The 15,306-nt window shown below is 53.6% G+C and carries 14 protein-coding genes and 1 other annotated feature; of the genes, 3 read left to right on the forward strand and 11 right to left on the reverse strand.

Annotated features, from left to right (window positions below; translation table 11 throughout):
• The first annotated feature begins 190 nt into the window (after nt 1-190).
• Nucleotides 191-1,873 (forward strand): YbaL family putative K(+) efflux transporter, encoded by a 1,683-nt coding sequence (gene ybaL, locus HHI26_RS05805; protein WP_133845732.1) that lies wholly within the window; start codon nt 191-193, stop codon nt 1,871-1,873.
• 134 nt (nt 1,874-2,007) lie between these two features.
• On the opposite strand, the gene HHI26_RS05810 is transcribed toward ybaL, so the two are convergent.
• From HHI26_RS05810 to HHI26_RS05840, 7 genes are all read right to left on the reverse strand, one after another.
• Nucleotides 2,008-3,312 carry an inosine/guanosine kinase gene (locus HHI26_RS05810; protein ID WP_133845784.1) on the reverse strand — a complete coding sequence of 435 codons (1,305 nt, stop codon included), beginning with the start codon at nt 3,310-3,312 and terminating at the stop codon, nt 2,008-2,010.
• An 89-nt stretch (nt 3,313-3,401) separates the two neighbouring features.
• The gene (hemH, locus tag HHI26_RS05815) at nt 3,402-4,361 is read right to left on the reverse strand and encodes a ferrochelatase (RefSeq protein WP_133845733.1); all 960 of its coding nucleotides are present in this window, start codon (nt 4,359-4,361) and stop codon (nt 3,402-3,404) included.
• A gap of 116 nt (nt 4,362-4,477) precedes the next feature.
• Nucleotides 4,478-5,122 carry an adenylate kinase gene (adk, locus tag HHI26_RS05820; protein ID WP_133845734.1) on the reverse strand — a complete coding sequence of 215 codons (645 nt, stop codon included), beginning with the start codon at nt 5,120-5,122 and terminating at the stop codon, nt 4,478-4,480.
• Nucleotides 5,123-5,215: 93 nt separating this feature from the next.
• Nucleotides 5,216-6,118, reverse strand: coding sequence for a DMT family transporter (locus HHI26_RS05825; protein ID WP_133845735.1), 903 nt, complete (start codon nt 6,116-6,118; stop codon nt 5,216-5,218).
• Complete coding sequence (locus HHI26_RS05830) at nt 6,115-6,990, reverse strand: DUF6024 family protein (RefSeq protein WP_133845736.1); 876 nt, start codon at nt 6,988-6,990, stop codon at nt 6,115-6,117. Before HHI26_RS05830 ends, HHI26_RS05825 begins: the two co-directional genes overlap by 4 nt.
• Nucleotides 6,990-7,388: an NUDIX domain-containing protein gene (locus HHI26_RS05835; protein WP_133845737.1), complete on the reverse strand. Its 399-nt coding sequence runs from the start codon at nt 7,386-7,388 to the stop codon at nt 6,990-6,992. The genes HHI26_RS05830 and HHI26_RS05835 overlap by 1 nt, the downstream gene beginning before the upstream one ends.
• 53 nt (nt 7,389-7,441) lie before the next feature.
• The gene (locus tag HHI26_RS05840) at nt 7,442-8,146 is read right to left on the reverse strand and encodes a hypothetical protein (RefSeq protein ID WP_159337506.1); all 705 of its coding nucleotides are present in this window, start codon (nt 8,144-8,146) and stop codon (nt 7,442-7,444) included.
• A gap of 207 nt (nt 8,147-8,353) precedes the next feature.
• Between HHI26_RS05840 and HHI26_RS05845 the strand changes: the two genes are divergently transcribed.
• Both HHI26_RS05845 and HHI26_RS05850 read left to right on the forward strand, forming a co-directional pair.
• Nucleotides 8,354-9,229, forward strand: coding sequence for a LysR substrate-binding domain-containing protein (locus HHI26_RS05845; RefSeq protein ID WP_133845739.1), 876 nt, complete (start codon nt 8,354-8,356; stop codon nt 9,227-9,229).
• Between the two features lie 328 nt (nt 9,230-9,557).
• Nucleotides 9,558-10,004, forward strand: coding sequence for a transposase (locus HHI26_RS05850; protein WP_166653752.1), 447 nt, complete (start codon nt 9,558-9,560; stop codon nt 10,002-10,004).
• Nucleotides 10,005-10,082: 78 nt separating this feature from the next.
• Here the strand turns inward: HHI26_RS05850 and htpG are convergent, their stop codons facing one another.
• The 4 genes from htpG to dnaX all read right to left on the reverse strand — a co-directional run bounded on the left by htpG (nt 10,083) and on the right by dnaX (nt 14,974).
• Nucleotides 10,083-11,957 (reverse strand): molecular chaperone HtpG, encoded by a 1,875-nt coding sequence (htpG, locus tag HHI26_RS05855; protein WP_171148777.1) that lies wholly within the window; start codon nt 11,955-11,957, stop codon nt 10,083-10,085.
• 101 nt (nt 11,958-12,058) lie between these two features.
• Complete coding sequence (recR, locus tag HHI26_RS05860; RefSeq protein ID WP_133845742.1) at nt 12,059-12,664, reverse strand: recombination mediator RecR; 606 nt, start codon at nt 12,662-12,664, stop codon at nt 12,059-12,061.
• Nucleotides 12,664-12,993: a YbaB/EbfC family nucleoid-associated protein gene (locus HHI26_RS05865; protein ID WP_017799391.1), complete on the reverse strand. Its 330-nt coding sequence runs from the start codon at nt 12,991-12,993 to the stop codon at nt 12,664-12,666. The genes recR and HHI26_RS05865 overlap by 1 nt, the downstream gene beginning before the upstream one ends.
• Nucleotides 12,994-13,045: 52 nt before the next feature.
• The gene (gene dnaX / locus HHI26_RS05870; RefSeq protein ID WP_133845743.1) at nt 13,046-14,974 is read right to left on the reverse strand and encodes a DNA polymerase III subunit gamma/tau; all 1,929 of its coding nucleotides are present in this window, start codon (nt 14,972-14,974) and stop codon (nt 13,046-13,048) included.
• Nucleotides 13,646-13,707 (reverse strand) — a sequence feature (DnaX frameshifting element). It overlaps the preceding gene by 62 nt.
• Nucleotides 14,975-15,306: the final 332 nt, after the last annotated feature.

The raw sequence follows: 15,306 nt of genomic DNA on the forward strand, positions 1-15,306 counted from the left end.
CAAGCGTCATCCTGTAATATGCCATACACTGAAAACTTACAACTGGACACATTTACACTCTGGATAATTTAAGTTGCTGAAAAACGGCAAGCCTGCGGGTCTCCTGGAGCATAGTCAGTCCTGTGAGCCGGCACTGCCAACGTCGTTACAACTTGAAGTCTCTTGAGTATGCACACAAAAGGAGACAGGCATGCACCACACCACCCCGCTTATCACCACCATTGTAGGAGGCTTAGTTCTGGCCTTCCTCTTCGGTATGCTGGCTAATCGCCTGCGCATCTCTCCTCTTGTCGGTTATCTGTTAGCTGGCGTGCTCGCCGGGCCCTTTACCCCAGGTTTTGTTGCTGATACCAATCTGGCACCGGAACTGGCCGAACTGGGTGTGATCCTGCTGATGTTCGGTGTGGGTCTGCACTTCTCCCTGAAAGATCTGATGGCTGTAAAGTCCATCGCCATCCCGGGTGCCATTGCACAAATCGCCGCTGCCACACTGTTAGGCATGGGGCTGTCGTGGGCACTGGGGTGGCCAATGATGACGGGTCTGGTATTCGGACTCTGCCTTTCAACCGCCAGTACCGTGGTGCTGCTGCGTGCGTTGGAAGAGCGACAGTTAATTGACAGTCAGCGCGGGCAGATTGCTATCGGCTGGCTGATCGTGGAAGACCTAATGATGGTGCTGGCACTGGTGCTGCTGCCTGCGATTGCCGGGCTGTTTGAAGAAGGTAAAGCCAGCGTCACGATGGTGCTGTTCGACCTGCTGATTACCATCGGCAAGGTGGCGGCGTTTATGGTGCTGATGATGGTGGTGGGAAAACGCGTGGTGCCGTGGATCCTTGCGCGCAGTGCTGCGACCGGTTCACGCGAACTGTTCACTCTTTCCGTGCTGGCGCTGGCGCTGGGTATTGCCTTCGGTGCCGTCGAGTTCTTTGATGTCTCCTTTGCACTTGGGGCTTTCTTTGCCGGTATGGTGCTGAACGAATCGGAGCTGAGCCACCGGGCCGCGCACGATACGTTGCCGCTGCGTGATGCTTTCGCCGTGCTGTTCTTCGTGTCCGTTGGCATGTTGTTTGACCCAATGATCCTGATCCAGCAGCCGCTAGCGGTGCTGGGTGCACTGGCGATTATCGTCTTAGGCAAGTCATTAGTGGCGCTGTTCCTGGTGATGCTGTTCGGTCACTCCAAGCGCACCGCGCTGACCATCTCCGTCAGCCTGGCACAGATCGGTGAATTCGCCTTTATTCTTGCCGGCCTGGGTATCTCCCTGAATCTGCTGCCGGACAGCGGGCGCAATCTGGTGCTAGCGGGGGCAATTCTGTCGATTATGCTGAATCCGATTCTGTTTGTGCTGCTGGAACGCTACCTGAAAAAGACTGAGACCATTGAAGAACAGACGATGGAAGAAGCCATCGAAGAAGAGAAGCAGATCCCGGTGGATTTGTGCAATCACGCGGTGATTGTCGGTTTTGGTCGCGTAGGCAGCCTGCTGGGCAGCCGCCTGATGGAAGCCGGTATTCCGATTGTGGTAGTGGAGAACAGCCGTCCACGCGTCGAGGCGTTGCGTGAGCAAGGGATCAAAGCGGTACTGGGCAATGCCGCGCGTGGCGATATTATGGAGCTGGCGCGTCTGGACTGTGCACGCTGGCTGTTGCTGACCATTCCTAACGGTTATGAAGCCGGAGAGATTGTCATTGCTGCTCGCGAAACGCGCCCGAATATTGAGATTATCGCCCGTGCGCATTATGACGACGAGGTGGATTATATTATGGAGCGTGGCGCAGACCGTGTGGTGATGGGCGAGCGGGAAATTGCCAACAGTATGCTGAATTTGCTGCTGTTGAGCCCGGTGGAAACCCCGGCTGAGTGCCCTATTTAAATACTACGGGCCGATCGATGTAGAAGATCGGCCCCTACAGAGTATTGTCGGGTGCGACCCTTTTTTCCGGTCGCCCCCTGCCGATGATTGGCACCCGACGAAATGCGTTTTCAGCCGTTTGGTTTTTCCCTGCCCTATCGTTCCCAGTATGACTCTTCCAGACTGTCTTCCCGCTCCGGCAACCCACGGGTTAAGCGCGGTGCATGCTGGTTCAGCACCTGATAGCTTACCCGGTTAGCGTATTTACATACCTGTGCCAGCGAGGAGTAGGTGAGGTAACTCCGTCCATGCTTGCTGGAGTTCGGCACATTCGAACGGTGGAAGTTGTTGGCGGTAATATCGTGCAGCAGCGCCGCCAGTGCGCCATCCCCGGCACCATTGGTATTCATGATCTTTTCCGGCCCGCCCATATAAGGTGCGATATGGGAAAAAATACGCAGCGGCTGGGTGCAGTCCTGATGGCGCATGGCGCGGCTGAACTCATACTGGTTAAACTCCGGGATCGCCCCCGGCAACAGCGGATGCTGCGTGGTACGCTTACCAGATTCCTCAGTAAAGGCCGCCATATACAGGCCGTTTGGTCCGGCAGTACACAGCACCAGATCCACCCAGTCGAGGGCACTATTCGCCGCCTGCAACGGATCGCGTTCACCGGTCAGCTCGAAAGCTTCATCTTCATTCATGGCCACCACAGAGACATGATCACGCAGGAAATCACGCCAGAACTGCGGATTATCGGCAATCACATACTTGGTTCCCAACGTCAGCACCACCGGGACGTTATGTTTCTTTGCCCAGTGGATGGCCTGCATGGTCGCTTCCGGCATCGGCTCGCCAGGCTTGCAGCGCACCAGATAAGAGGTCAGCACCAGTGCAGATGCTCCGGCAATCACCTCTTCGGGAATGCTTTGTGGGCGCAACTGGTTCATCATCCCCGGGCTGATGGCGAAGGTACGCTCACCGTTATCGCCGATAAGCGTGAAACAACGGCCGATCGCCCCGTCCACACCCTGCAAATAGTTCAAATCGGTTCGGCTGGAGGTATTACACAGATAACGGTAAGCGTAACCGCCAATCTGCACGTTATTACACATCACGCCCAGAAGCACCGAGCGGTCATCCGCCAGTACCGAATAGTTGTGCAGCGTATTGCCAATCGTGCCACCGGCAAACTGATGGGTGATCAGGTTATTATCAACCAACTCGGCATACAGCGCCTCGGCCACATCATCCTCAATCACCAGCGAATGCCCAAGGCTCAGGCCATAACGCGCCACAAAGCCATCATCCACTTTGGCTTCAATATCAACGAGAATCTGATCAATACCGACAATCCAGCTGTTGGCCGCATCGTTTTCCGGCTGAACCGGCTGTAGTAAGGGATCACGCGCACTGACGGGGAAATAATGTTTGGATTTACGTTTACCGGGGAATTTCATCATTGCAGGCTACAGAAGGGGCTCAGAGCGCAATCATAGCACAATTGCGCTCTGTGACGATCACAGAGGAGAACATGGCCTCCCCTGTTTTAGCGGTACTGGTTGACCAGCTCCAGCATCATGGTGATATGAGCTTCATCATCATTCAGCGCCGGAATGTATTCAAAACGCGTCCCCCCCGCATGGAGGAAGATCTCACGGTTCTCACCGTTAATCTCCTCCAGCGTCTCCAGGCAGTCAGATGAAAAGCCCGGGCTCATAATCTGCACATGCTTCACGCCTTTGGCGGGCAGGGATTTCATGGTTTCATCGGTATAAGGCATCAGCCACGGCTCACGTCCAAAACGTGACTGGAACGTCAGCATCGCTTCGCTGCTGCCCAGCCCCAGTGAGGCCGTAAGCGCGTTAAAGGTGTCATAGCAACGCTCGGGATAATCATCACCTTCATCGGCGAAGCGTTGCGGGATACCGTGGAACGAGGTGACCAGCAGGTCAGGCTTGCCGTGCTGGGCAAAAGAGCGTTCTACCGAGGCTTTCAAGGCAGCAATATAGGCCGGATGTTCCGCATAATCACGGATAAACTGCACGGTTGGCAGGCTGCGGTAACCGGCGAACACGTCGGTAATACCATCCCATACCGCCGCGACGGTCGAACAGGAGAACTGCGGATAGAGCGGAAGGACAATAAGGCGATTCACCCCTTGCTGCATCAGACTATCGATAGCACTTTTCAGGCTCGGATTGCCATAGCTCATCCCCAGCTCCACCGGCATATCCAACCGCGCGGCCAGCGCTGCTTTCTGACGCTGACTGTAAACCATCAGCGGAGAACCTTCGTCCATCCAGACGGAAGCATACAGTTTTGCTACTCGCGGAGAGCGCAGCGGCAGAATGCCAATATTCAGGATCGGCCACCACAACCAGCGCGGGGTATCGACCACTCGTCTATCGCTAAGGAACTGTTTAAGATAACGTTTTACGGCAGGTGTCGTTGGGGCATCAGGTGTGCCTAAGTTAACCAGTAATACGCCAGGCTTATCTTGCCTCATTGTTATTCCTTTTTACGGCATCGTCGGAGATGAAAACGAGACTTATTCTAGCGGAAAAAAGCGGGGGATAAACCAATTGCTGTCATTGAGCCAGGTTATCCCTGGCTCAAAAAGCACTAACCGAGGATTTTGGCCAGCTCTGCGCTAACTTCAGCCACTTTACGGGTGCCATCGATCTTGTGGTAAGCCGTGTTACCTTCGGCCGCTTCTTTGCTGTAGTAAGCAATCAGCGGAGCCGTCATCTCATGGTATTCCACCAGACGTTTACGTACGGTCGCTTCCTGGTCATCTTTACGGATGGTCAGTTCTTCGCCGGTCACATCGTCTTTACCTTCCACTTTTGGCGGATTGTAGGTGACGTGGTAGACACGACCAGACGGCGCATGGACACGGCGACCGACGATGCGATCAACGATCAGTTCGTCAGGGACGGCGAATTCCAGCACGTTGTCAACTTTAATGCCCGCTTCCTTCATGGCATCAGCCTGAGGAATGGTGCGTGGGAAGCCATCCAGCAGGAAACCATTACGGCAGTCTTCCTGAGCAATACGCTCTTTGACCAGCGCGATAACCAGTTCGTCAGTCACCAGTTTACCGTCGTCCATAATCTGTTTGGCTTTCTGACCCAACTCCGAGCCCGCTTTAACAGCGGCGCGTAGCATGTCACCCGTAGAGATCTGCGGAATACCGTATTTCTCCATAATGAACTGAGCCTGAGTCCCTTTACCTGCACCCGGAGCTCCGAGCAGAATAATACGCATTGCGTAAATCCCCTTGCGAATCGCTTAATTGATCACTTTATCTGAGGGCAAGAACATACCATTTTGGCCCGCTATCCACAAGGAAGGGCGCGGTTATCCTGCATCCGCGTAACGTTGTAGCGATACCTGTCGGCGGGCATACAGCGTTTGAGAAATCACCGCAACGATAATAATTGCACCACCAATAACTGCCTGAATTGTTGGGATTTCGTCCATAAATAGAAACATCCACAATGGCGCCAGCGCAGTTTCAAGCAGTAAAAACAGCCCGGCATTGGCCGGAGAGACAAAACGCGTGGATAACGTGATTAACCCCATCGCCAGCGGCATAATTAACGCCCCTTCCGCGATCACCCACCCATATTGCGCAGCCGACAACACTTTCAGACTATCGACCATGTTTGAGTCCGGCCACAGCACAATCAACACCGATGCCAGCACCGCCCCCAATGACGGTAAACCCGCCGAGCCACCACTAACGCGTGAGGTAAAGATAAACGCCAGTGCCATAGAGACTGCCGTGCCCAGCGCATAAACATTGGCGATGCCATTATGGCCCAGACCACGGCCTGACATCACAATCACCACGCCAACAATGCCCGCCAGTGATGCCAGCATCACGCTGCGATCGATAGCCACTTTGAAGAACAGCCGGGTAATCAGGGCCGAAATAAACGGCGTTGAAGAGATAATCACCAGTACCGTGGCCACATTGCCCCGGTTCAGTGCATTAACGAAGCAGGCGGAAGCGATGCAAAAAAACAGCGCCGACAGCACATTGTCTTTGGTCAGCCACGGCGTGCCAAGAGTGGAGCGGCTCTGGCGCCAAAAGGCCCACATCAGCAGGCAGACACCCCACATGCAAAGGCCGCGCAGGGCCACAATCAGCCAGGAATTTTCAATGCCCATCATGCGGATAAACACCGAATCCGTACTGAGAATCACACCGCCCATGATGCCAATCATATTGCCATTCACGGCAAAGGTACTTTTCATTTTGCCTCCCACAGGGTGCTCAGTTTGTTTTCTACCTGTTCCGTCATATCGACAGGCTCACTGCCGTCACCCCTTACCCAGCACGACAAACGCAGGGTTTTGGCATGAGGGAAATAGCTGGCCCCTGCTGCTTTCACCTGCTGTTGCAGACTCTCGCTGAGCGCAGGTACCGGGAAACAGCTAAAGGGCAAATCCGGTGCACTGATTGAGGTGAAATCCATACCTGCGACATCGTTCAGCTGCACAGGCCCAACCTGCGCCACGTTATACGGCTGCCATTGGGTGCTACGGATGTTTTGCAGTGCTTCTTCCAGTGGTTTTGCCGACGAGGTGGACTCTTCAAACAAACGCAACTCACTGCGCATCAGGGTACTAAAGTCCTCGGGACGCAGGGCAATAATCGCCAGACCGATAGTTAACGAGGCATGTTTATGGAGAGGGGCGACAAAAATGGAACTGTCCGCAATCAGCTCACCGTGGCGGTTGGTGGCAAAACTGTGCGAGGCATCCACTACGCCTTTACCTTTACTGTTTTTCAGACTGTTGAGTTCACCGGTATACGGATTGACGTGAGTAATGATACGCACGCTGCCAGGCTCGGTAAAATGTGAGGCCGGAGGGCTGAACAGCTCAGTGATGGGCTGATAGTGCGCATGTTTGGCCAGGCACAGCGTGGTTTCCTGCTTATGAAACAGATGCGATAAGATCACCAGTCCAACGCGAACCGACTGAACAAAAAACAGATCGTACTCTTGCAGCTGATATATGCGGGTTAACTCTTCCCGGAGTTCATCTTTCAGCATAGAAACTCGCTTATAAAACCGATCGCCATGGATCTGCTGTAACTGAGGGGAAAGTGAGGATGCGTCCATTAATTTATCAACTCTTGCTGGAAAAGCAGTGGCATAACGTTGTCACGGAAGATCGATCCGACCGCGATTTCACAGGGAGGCCTGCGATAATTCACCCAGGCAATCTCTTCGATTTCGCTGCCTGCGCGCGGCTGCCCGTCGATTTCAACGTGGTAGACATGGTTCTCTATCGCCATGGCTTCAAATTCGGCCTGACCATGAAACAGGCCAAAAGGCCGGAAGCCTTTAATCTGCACACCCAGCTCTTCCTGAAGCTCACGCTTCAGGCAACTCAGATGGTCTTCTCCCGCATGTGGCTTACCGCCGGGGGAGATAAAAATCTCGGTGCCGCGTTTACGGGTCAATAACAGCGAACGCTGATAAATAATAATGGCCGCGCATTTAACGATTATTTTCATCTCAGACTCCGGGTGACGTAACCCGCAGGCTACGCCACCTCTGACGTTCAGATTCAGGCAGCAGCGCTGGTTTTCAGCACAGGCGTCATCAGGGTTTCACCTGACAGGAAACGGACGATGTTGTGTGCCAGTGGCGCTTTGTCATGCAGATATGCGAGGATCACCTCATCATTCGGCGTCGAGAAGCTGTCGGCGAAAATGCTGATCCCTTCCAGCGATTTGGTCGAAATCCCCAGCTGCAGCAGGCGGTATTTCACGTCATCCGCTGACTGAGCAAACTCATAAATCGGCGACTGATAGTTGATGTCGTACTGCGCCATCATCTCCATCAGGAAGGTTTTCGCTACCTGACGCTGCTCCGGGAATTCCATCTGATAATGGGTGATGCCATCATTAATGGTGTTAATGTCGTTGCGGTGGCAGAAATCGACCAGATGGGCATGGATTGCCAGTTTCTCTCCCAGCAGCACCAGGTTTTTACGATATTTCAGAATGTCACTTTCCAGGTGTTCAATCGCAATTGAACGGAAAGCACCGCTGATATCGGCAATGGTATGGGCGACGACTAAGTCGCCAAACCGGCTTTTCAATTCATCAACACGGTGCGACAAAATGCCACGATGCAGTGAACATCCGCTGTTTCCTGACCAGAGGTGTACAGGGATACCCTGTAACATCAGATAACACGCTGCCAGGGTGCTATCACGACCGCCGGTAAACATGACGAGCTGTGTTTTTACAGAATGCTGATTTGTCATTTTCCTTTCCTTCGCATTGATGATGAATGTAATCGTGGGCTGACAAGGGGAAAATACGGCTGTGTAACGAGAGAAACCAGAAGGGGGCGTTTGCTGGTGGCTGACAGGACAGCACCCCGACCTGGAAGCCAGAGTAGGGAAATTATGCTGGACTTGAAAATGATATAAACAGACACTCCTTGTTAGTTTTTCTAACAAGGTATGATTATGTCTGGCCTTCCTTCACTGCGTGCCCTGCGCTACTTTCATCAGGCAGCACAGCATCAAAGCTTCAGCCTGGCGGCGCAATCGCTAAACGTGACGCACAGCGCTGTTAGCCACCAAATCAAACAGTTAGAAGAGTGGCTAGGCAAACCGTTATTTTTACGGGTGAACGGACGGGTGCAGTTGACCCCGGATGGCGAACGGCTAAAAGTGTGTTGCATACAGACCTTTCGCGAGATCGAATTGACCTGTGAGAAAATTCGCGCACGCAATTTGCACAGCCTGACCATCTCCTGTGCCCCCAGCTTTCTGGCACAGTGGCTGATCCCGCGTATCAGTCGTTTCTCAGAACGGCACAGCGATATTGCCCTCACCTTTCAGACCCATGTTGATATTGAGCGGGTGCGCAGCGAGCATACCGATGTGCTTATTGTCAGCCACGAGCAGCCGTTGCAGGAGGATATTACCGCCACGCTGATTACCGTCGACTATATTGGCCCGGTATGCGCCCCGAAGTTCAGTCATCGCTTTACCTACGAGACAGATTTTTCCACTCTGCCACTGCTACATGCCGATACCAAACTGCATGCCTGGGCGGAGTGGGCAAAGAAAACCGGGGCAAGAGGCGATTTTTGGGCGGGACGTCATTTCGATAATCTGACGCTGGCGATTCAGGCGGCACGTAACGGAATGGGAATTATTATGACCCCGCAGATTCTGGTCAAAAAAGAGATACGTGACGGGTCTTTGATTGCTCCGCTGGGGTTTGCAGAGGTGGATCGCGCGACATGGATGATGGTCAAAACCGCCCGTAAAGAAGAAGCTGAGATTGAGTTGTTTCGGCGGTGGTTGTTAGAAGAGGCGTCGATCGCGGGATAAAACGGGTCAGGCATGCCTGACCCCTACAAAAATCATCAACAACATCCGGCCGGGTCGGGCATGCCCGACCCCTACAGATTATTGCGGCTTAACGCACGCCTCGCCCGAGACAACATCGCAGCATAGCGTAGGGGTGAGGCACGCCTCGCCCGATACAGCATCGCGGTATATCGTAGGGGTGAGGCATGCCTCGCCCGATACAGCATCGCGGTATATCGTAGGGATGAGGCATGCCTCGCCCGTTTTTTTGCGAGCCGTGCTGACGATATTTACTCCGAAAATACGCAATATATCCGGTACTGATATGCTCCCAAAAAAGGAGGATGTCATGCAACAAAGGAAATCTCTGCGCCTTAAACACTACGATTATCGCCAGGCCGGATACTACTATCTGACACTGTGCTGTCAGCAAAGAAGGCCACTGTTCGGCCACTGCTTAGATTACCGCAGCTATCTCAATCCATACGGTATCATCGCCCGGGACTATCTTTACGCATTACCGCACCATTTTCCCGGTTGCCAGATCGACAGCAGTATCATTATGCCCGACCATCTGCACTGTATCTTAGTGATACCGGAAAGGTATCAGTTTTCGGTGGCGACACTCGTGGGCAGCTATAAATCGGCAGTGACGAATAGAGTACGTCGAATACATGTGGGGTTAACGGTATGGCAGCGAGGATATTGGGATCGGGTGATTCGCGACAAGGATGAGTTGTCTAACGTGCGGGAGTATATGTTGAATAACCCATTGCGTTGGTGTTTACGGGAATAGAACAGGGTCGGGCATACCCGACCCCTACAGATTATTGCGGCATAACGCAGGGGCGAGGCATGCCTCGCCCGTGGCTCGTTATCCCAGCAGCAGCTGATTCATACGGCGGATAAACTGGTTAGGATCCTCCAGCGATCCCTTCTCTGCCAGCAGTGCCTGCTCCAGCAGCAGCTCAATCCACTCGGCAAAGCGAGCTTCGTCCTGAGTATCGGCAGCACGTTTCACCAGCGCATGGTCTGGATTCAGCTCAAACAGATATTTCACCTCAGGCACGTCCTGACCCGCAGCAGCAAACAGTTTTGCCATCTGAGTGGTCATTTCGTTAGCTTCAGTGGTGACGATGGCCGGAGTATCGGTCAGACGGTGTGTCAGACGCACCTCCTTGACGCGCTCACCCAGCAGCGTTTTCACACGTTCTACGAACGGCTCCAGCGCTTTTTCCGCCTCTTTCTGCTCTTCGGTTTCTTCATCAGCCAGTTTGCTTAACGCGTCATCCGCTTTGCTCACTGACTGGAAGGTTTTCCCGTCAAACTCAGTCAGGTAGCTCATCATCCATTCGTCAATACGATCGGAGAGTAACAGAACCTCGATACCTTTCTTACGGAACAGCTCCAGGTGCGGGCTGCTTTTCGCGGCGGCATAGCTGTCGGCAGTGATGTAGTAAATCTTCTCCTGCCCTTCCACCATGCGGCTGACATAGTCTTCCAGCGACACGGTTTGCGCCGGGCCTTCGCTGCTGGTGCTGGCAAAACGCAGCAGTTTCGCGATGGTTTCAGCATTGCTGCTGTCTTCTGCCGGGCCTTCTTTCAGGACCAGACCAAACTGCTGCCAGAATGATTGGTATTTTTCCTCGTCATCTTTCGCCACTTTTTCCAGCATTTGCAGTGAACGCTTGGTCAGCGCACCGCGCAGGCTCTGAGTTATGCGGCTGTCCTGCAGGATTTCACGCGAGACGTTCAGCGGCAGATCGTTAGAGTCAATCAGCCCTTTGACGAAGCGCAGATAGTTCGGCATAAACTGTTCGGCATCGTCCATGATGAACACGCGCTGCACGTACAGTTTCAGCCCATGTTTGTGGTCACGGTTCCACATATCCCACGGCGCCTGGGCAGGGATATAGAGCAGGCTGGTGTACTCCTGCTTGCCTTCTACCCGGTTGTGGCTCCACGTCAGCGGATCGGTGAAGTCATGGGCGACATGTTTGTAGAACTCTTTGTATTCGTCAGCACTGATCTCAGACTTGTTGCGCGTCCACAGCGCCTGCGCCTTGTTGATTTTTTCCCACGTGGTGGTGTTGTCTTCTTCATTGTGGGTTTCGATCTCAACCGGCAGTGCAATGTGGTCTGAGTATTTGCTGATGATGCTGCGCACGCGCCAGGCATCGAGGAACTCATCTTCGCCTTCGCGCAGATGCAGAGTGATTTCGGTGCCGCGATCGGCTTTTTCAATGTCGGCGATGGTGTATTCACCTTCACCGGCTGACTCCCAGAACACACCTTCTGACGCGGCAGCGCCTGCGGCGCGAGTCCGTACGGAGACTTTATCGGCGACAATAAACGCAGAATAGAAGCCAACACCGAACTGACCGATCAACTGGCTGTCTTTCGCCTGGTCAGAACCCAGCGATTCAAGGAAAGATTTGGTGCCAGATTTCGCAATGGTACCGAGATTTTCAATGACTTCATCACGACGCATACCGATGCCGTTATCACTCAGCGTCAGCGTACGATTTTCCTTGTCGACAGAGACGCGTACACGCAGTTCGCCATCACCTTCATAGAGATCCGGGGTGGATAACGCGCGGAAGCGCAGCTTATCAGCAGCATCTGAAGCGTTAGAGATTAACTCACGCAGGAAGATTTCTTTGTTTGAATAGAGTGAATGGATCATCAGGTGCAGAAGCTGTTTTACCTCTGACTGGAAGCCACGTGTCTCTTGTCCTTTCATGGTCATTGCTACCCTCAACTAAAAAACAGATGATGAACGTTGAGGTATTAAATGGGGGTGACATAAAGGATTTCAAGACGGCACGAAGGACTCGTGCCGTTGATTGCTCAGAATTTAAACTTTTGACGCCCGGCCAGTGAGTGCGAAAGCGTCGTACCGTCAACCATTTCCAGCTCTCCGCCCACGGGAACACCGTGAGCAATACGGCTGGCTTCCACGCCATACTGTTCACACAGGCTGGCAATGTAGTTAGCGGTCGCCTCCCCTTCCACCGTTGGGTTGGTGGCGAGGATAACTTCAACAATCGTCTCTTTTTCCAGACGCTGTTCCAGGCGGTCGAGGCCAATATCATTCGGCCCGATGCCATCCAGCGGTGACAGATGCCCCATCAGCACAAAGTAACGCCCGGCAAACTGCCCGGTCTGTTCAATGGCATGGATATCCGCCGGGCTTTCCACCACGCAGATCAATCCATTCTGCTGCCGTCGTGGGTTGGCGCAGATGGTGCAGATTTCCTGCTCGGTGAAAGTACGGCAATCAGAACAATGGCCGATTTCCGACATCGCCCGCGTCAGCGCCTGTGCCAGACGCATGCCACCGCTGCGGTCACGCTGTAACAGCTGGAACGCCATGCGCTGCGCCGACTTCGGCCCAACGCCTGGCAGGCAACGCAGCGACTCCATTAATGTTTCAAGGAGTGGGCTGGTTTGCATCAGAATGGCATCTTGAAGCCAGGTGGCAACTGCATACCGCTTGATACCGCCGCCATTTTCTCTTTCTGGGTTTCAGCAACGCGGCGCGCCGCATCGTTGAAGGCCGCAGCCACCAGGTCTTCCAGCATGTCTTTGTCATCTTCCAGCAGGCTTGGGTCTACTTCCACACGACGGCAATTGTGAGCGCCGTTGATGGTGACTTTCACCAGGCCTGCGCCTGATTCACCGGTCACTTCCATGGCAGCAATCTCTTCCTGCACCTGGGCCATTTTATCCTGCATTTGCTGGGCCTGCTTCATCAGGTTGCCCAATCCGGCTTTACCAAACATAAGTTCTCTCTCTTCAGCTCAGGCCGCATCAACGTAACTGCGATGCGGCGGGTTAAACAGGTCGGATACTTTCTTCATCCACATCGGCATCGAAAAACCGACGCAGCGTCTGAATATGAGTATCAGTGATAATCGACTGACGCGCCTGCGCCAGCTTCTCTTCATAAATTTTTTGCCGCCATTCCAACGGTGTCAGCACCGAAGGATTATCATCTTCCACCACGGTTAATTCAATGGGGTGCCCGGCAGCAGCATTCAAGGCATCATTTAGCGCTTTTTGCGCAGAAGGGGAATTCAGGTGACGCTGGCTGGAACGCAAATGCAGGCAAATACCACTCTCGGTCTGCTCTTTCCAGGCATTTAACGCAAGCTGTTGAACCAGTTTTGGTATGACCAGCACCGCAATTTCGCCAGCCCACGGGTCGCGTTCTAGCGATTCCGCCACCAGCTTCACCATCAGCTCAGGATTCTTCTCATGTTCCAGTGCCGTACGAAGCGCCTTTGGCGTTGCAACCGCTTCTGCCTTCACTTCCGTTGGGTTTTGCGCTTTCCAGCGATACGCCTCTTCTTTTACAGGAACCGCTTCTGCCGCTGCCTGTTGCAGACGTTGCTGCCCGCGTTCGGTAACCGCAGCAAGACGCTCCAGTGCCGAACTTGCCGGCCGCGCACCCTGCGCTGCCGGCTCAGTCTTTTTTGGCTTACTCGCCCCCTGATGGCGCAGCAGTTGCGTTCGCGCCTGTAGGAGCTGGCTGGTAGAGTCAGATAATCCCTGGTGAGGTGGTGGCGCGTCCTGAATCGGGGACGCCGATGCCGTATGGGGTACAGGCTCTGCTGAGGGTGCTGCCGGGGTCTGTAATGCCATGGTTGGGCGTGCAACCGGGTCAGCGATCACGGCTTTGGGGTGAAAAGCCAGTGCGCGCAGCAGCGTCATTTCCACACCCATACGGCGGTCCGGTGCCAGCGGCAACTCTTTGCGGCCAACTAGCAGCGTCTGGTAATAAAGCTGAACATCTGCGGGCGGAAGTACCCGTGCCAGTTCACGCAACCGCTGTTCAATGGCGGCCATATCGTCGCCCAGCGCAGAAGGCAGTAGTTGAATCATTGCCACACGATGCAGCAGCGTAAGCATTTCTACCAGCAGCGCTTCCCACTCCACACCCCGCGCAGCGGCCTGGTTGAGCAAAGCCATGACTTCTGCACCATCGGCATGGACCAATGCTTCGATCAACGCCAGTGGCTGTTCATCGTCTAGCGTGCCCAGCATGTCATTAACCGTGGAGGTCGTTACCTGCCCCTGCCCCATCGCAATTGCCTGATCGGTCAGGCTCAGCGCATCACGCATACTGCCGTCAGCAGCGCGTGCCAGTAATTGCAATGCGCGGGTTTCAGCACTGATCTGCTCAGCTTGCAATACATGCTCAAGCTGACCACGGATCTGCTCCTGATCCAGCGCTTTCAAATGGAATTGCAGACAGCGCGATAAAATCGTTACCGGCAGTTTTTGCGGGTCGGTGGTCGCCAGCAAAAATTTTACATGTTCTGGTGGCTCTTCCAGCGTTTTCAACAGCGCGTTAAAGCTGTGACGCGAGAGCATGTGGACTTCATCGATCAGGTAAACTTTAAAGCGGCCACGTGCCGGAGCGTACTGCACGTTATCCAGCAGATCGCGCGTATCTTCCACTTTAGTTCGGGAAGCTGCGTCAATTTCAATCAAGTCGACAAAACGGCCCTGCTCAATTTCACGGCAGTTATCACACTTCCCACAAGGGGTAGCGGTAATGCCTGTTTCACAGTTCAGTCCTTTTGCCAGTAGACGGGCGATGGTGGTTTTTCCGACGCCACGGGTGCCAGAAAAAAGATAAGCGTGATGGATGCGGCCAAGGGACAAACCATTAGCCAGCGCGGTCAGAACATGTTGCTGACCGACAACCTCAGTAAACGCTTGCGGACGCCACTTGCGGGCCAGTACCTGATAGCTCATTAAGACTTCATCATTTTTTAAAAAATTACTTACCCAAACCGTGATAAACCGCAGTTTAGCCTGTTGACGAGTATCGGCAAGATCAACCGTGTTCACGGCCAATAAGCGGATTAAGGGAAGGTACTATAACAGAAGGTCTACCTGTCGCCATGCTGTTACACGCTTATTTTGCCACGCAGACTTGCTCTTTTTCGATGAAAACGGGTGAATAAAACCCATCAATTCATAAAATATCCAAAAATCGTTTTACCGCTACACGTAACACGAAATGCTAATTTCCCCCTCCGAAGTATGTGGCAAATTGCCCATGTTTTCCGCAAAAGCACAGGATG

This window comes from Erwinia sp. JH02, assembly GCF_013074405.1.
Classification (GTDB): domain Bacteria; phylum Pseudomonadota; class Gammaproteobacteria; order Enterobacterales; family Enterobacteriaceae; genus Erwinia; species Erwinia rhapontici.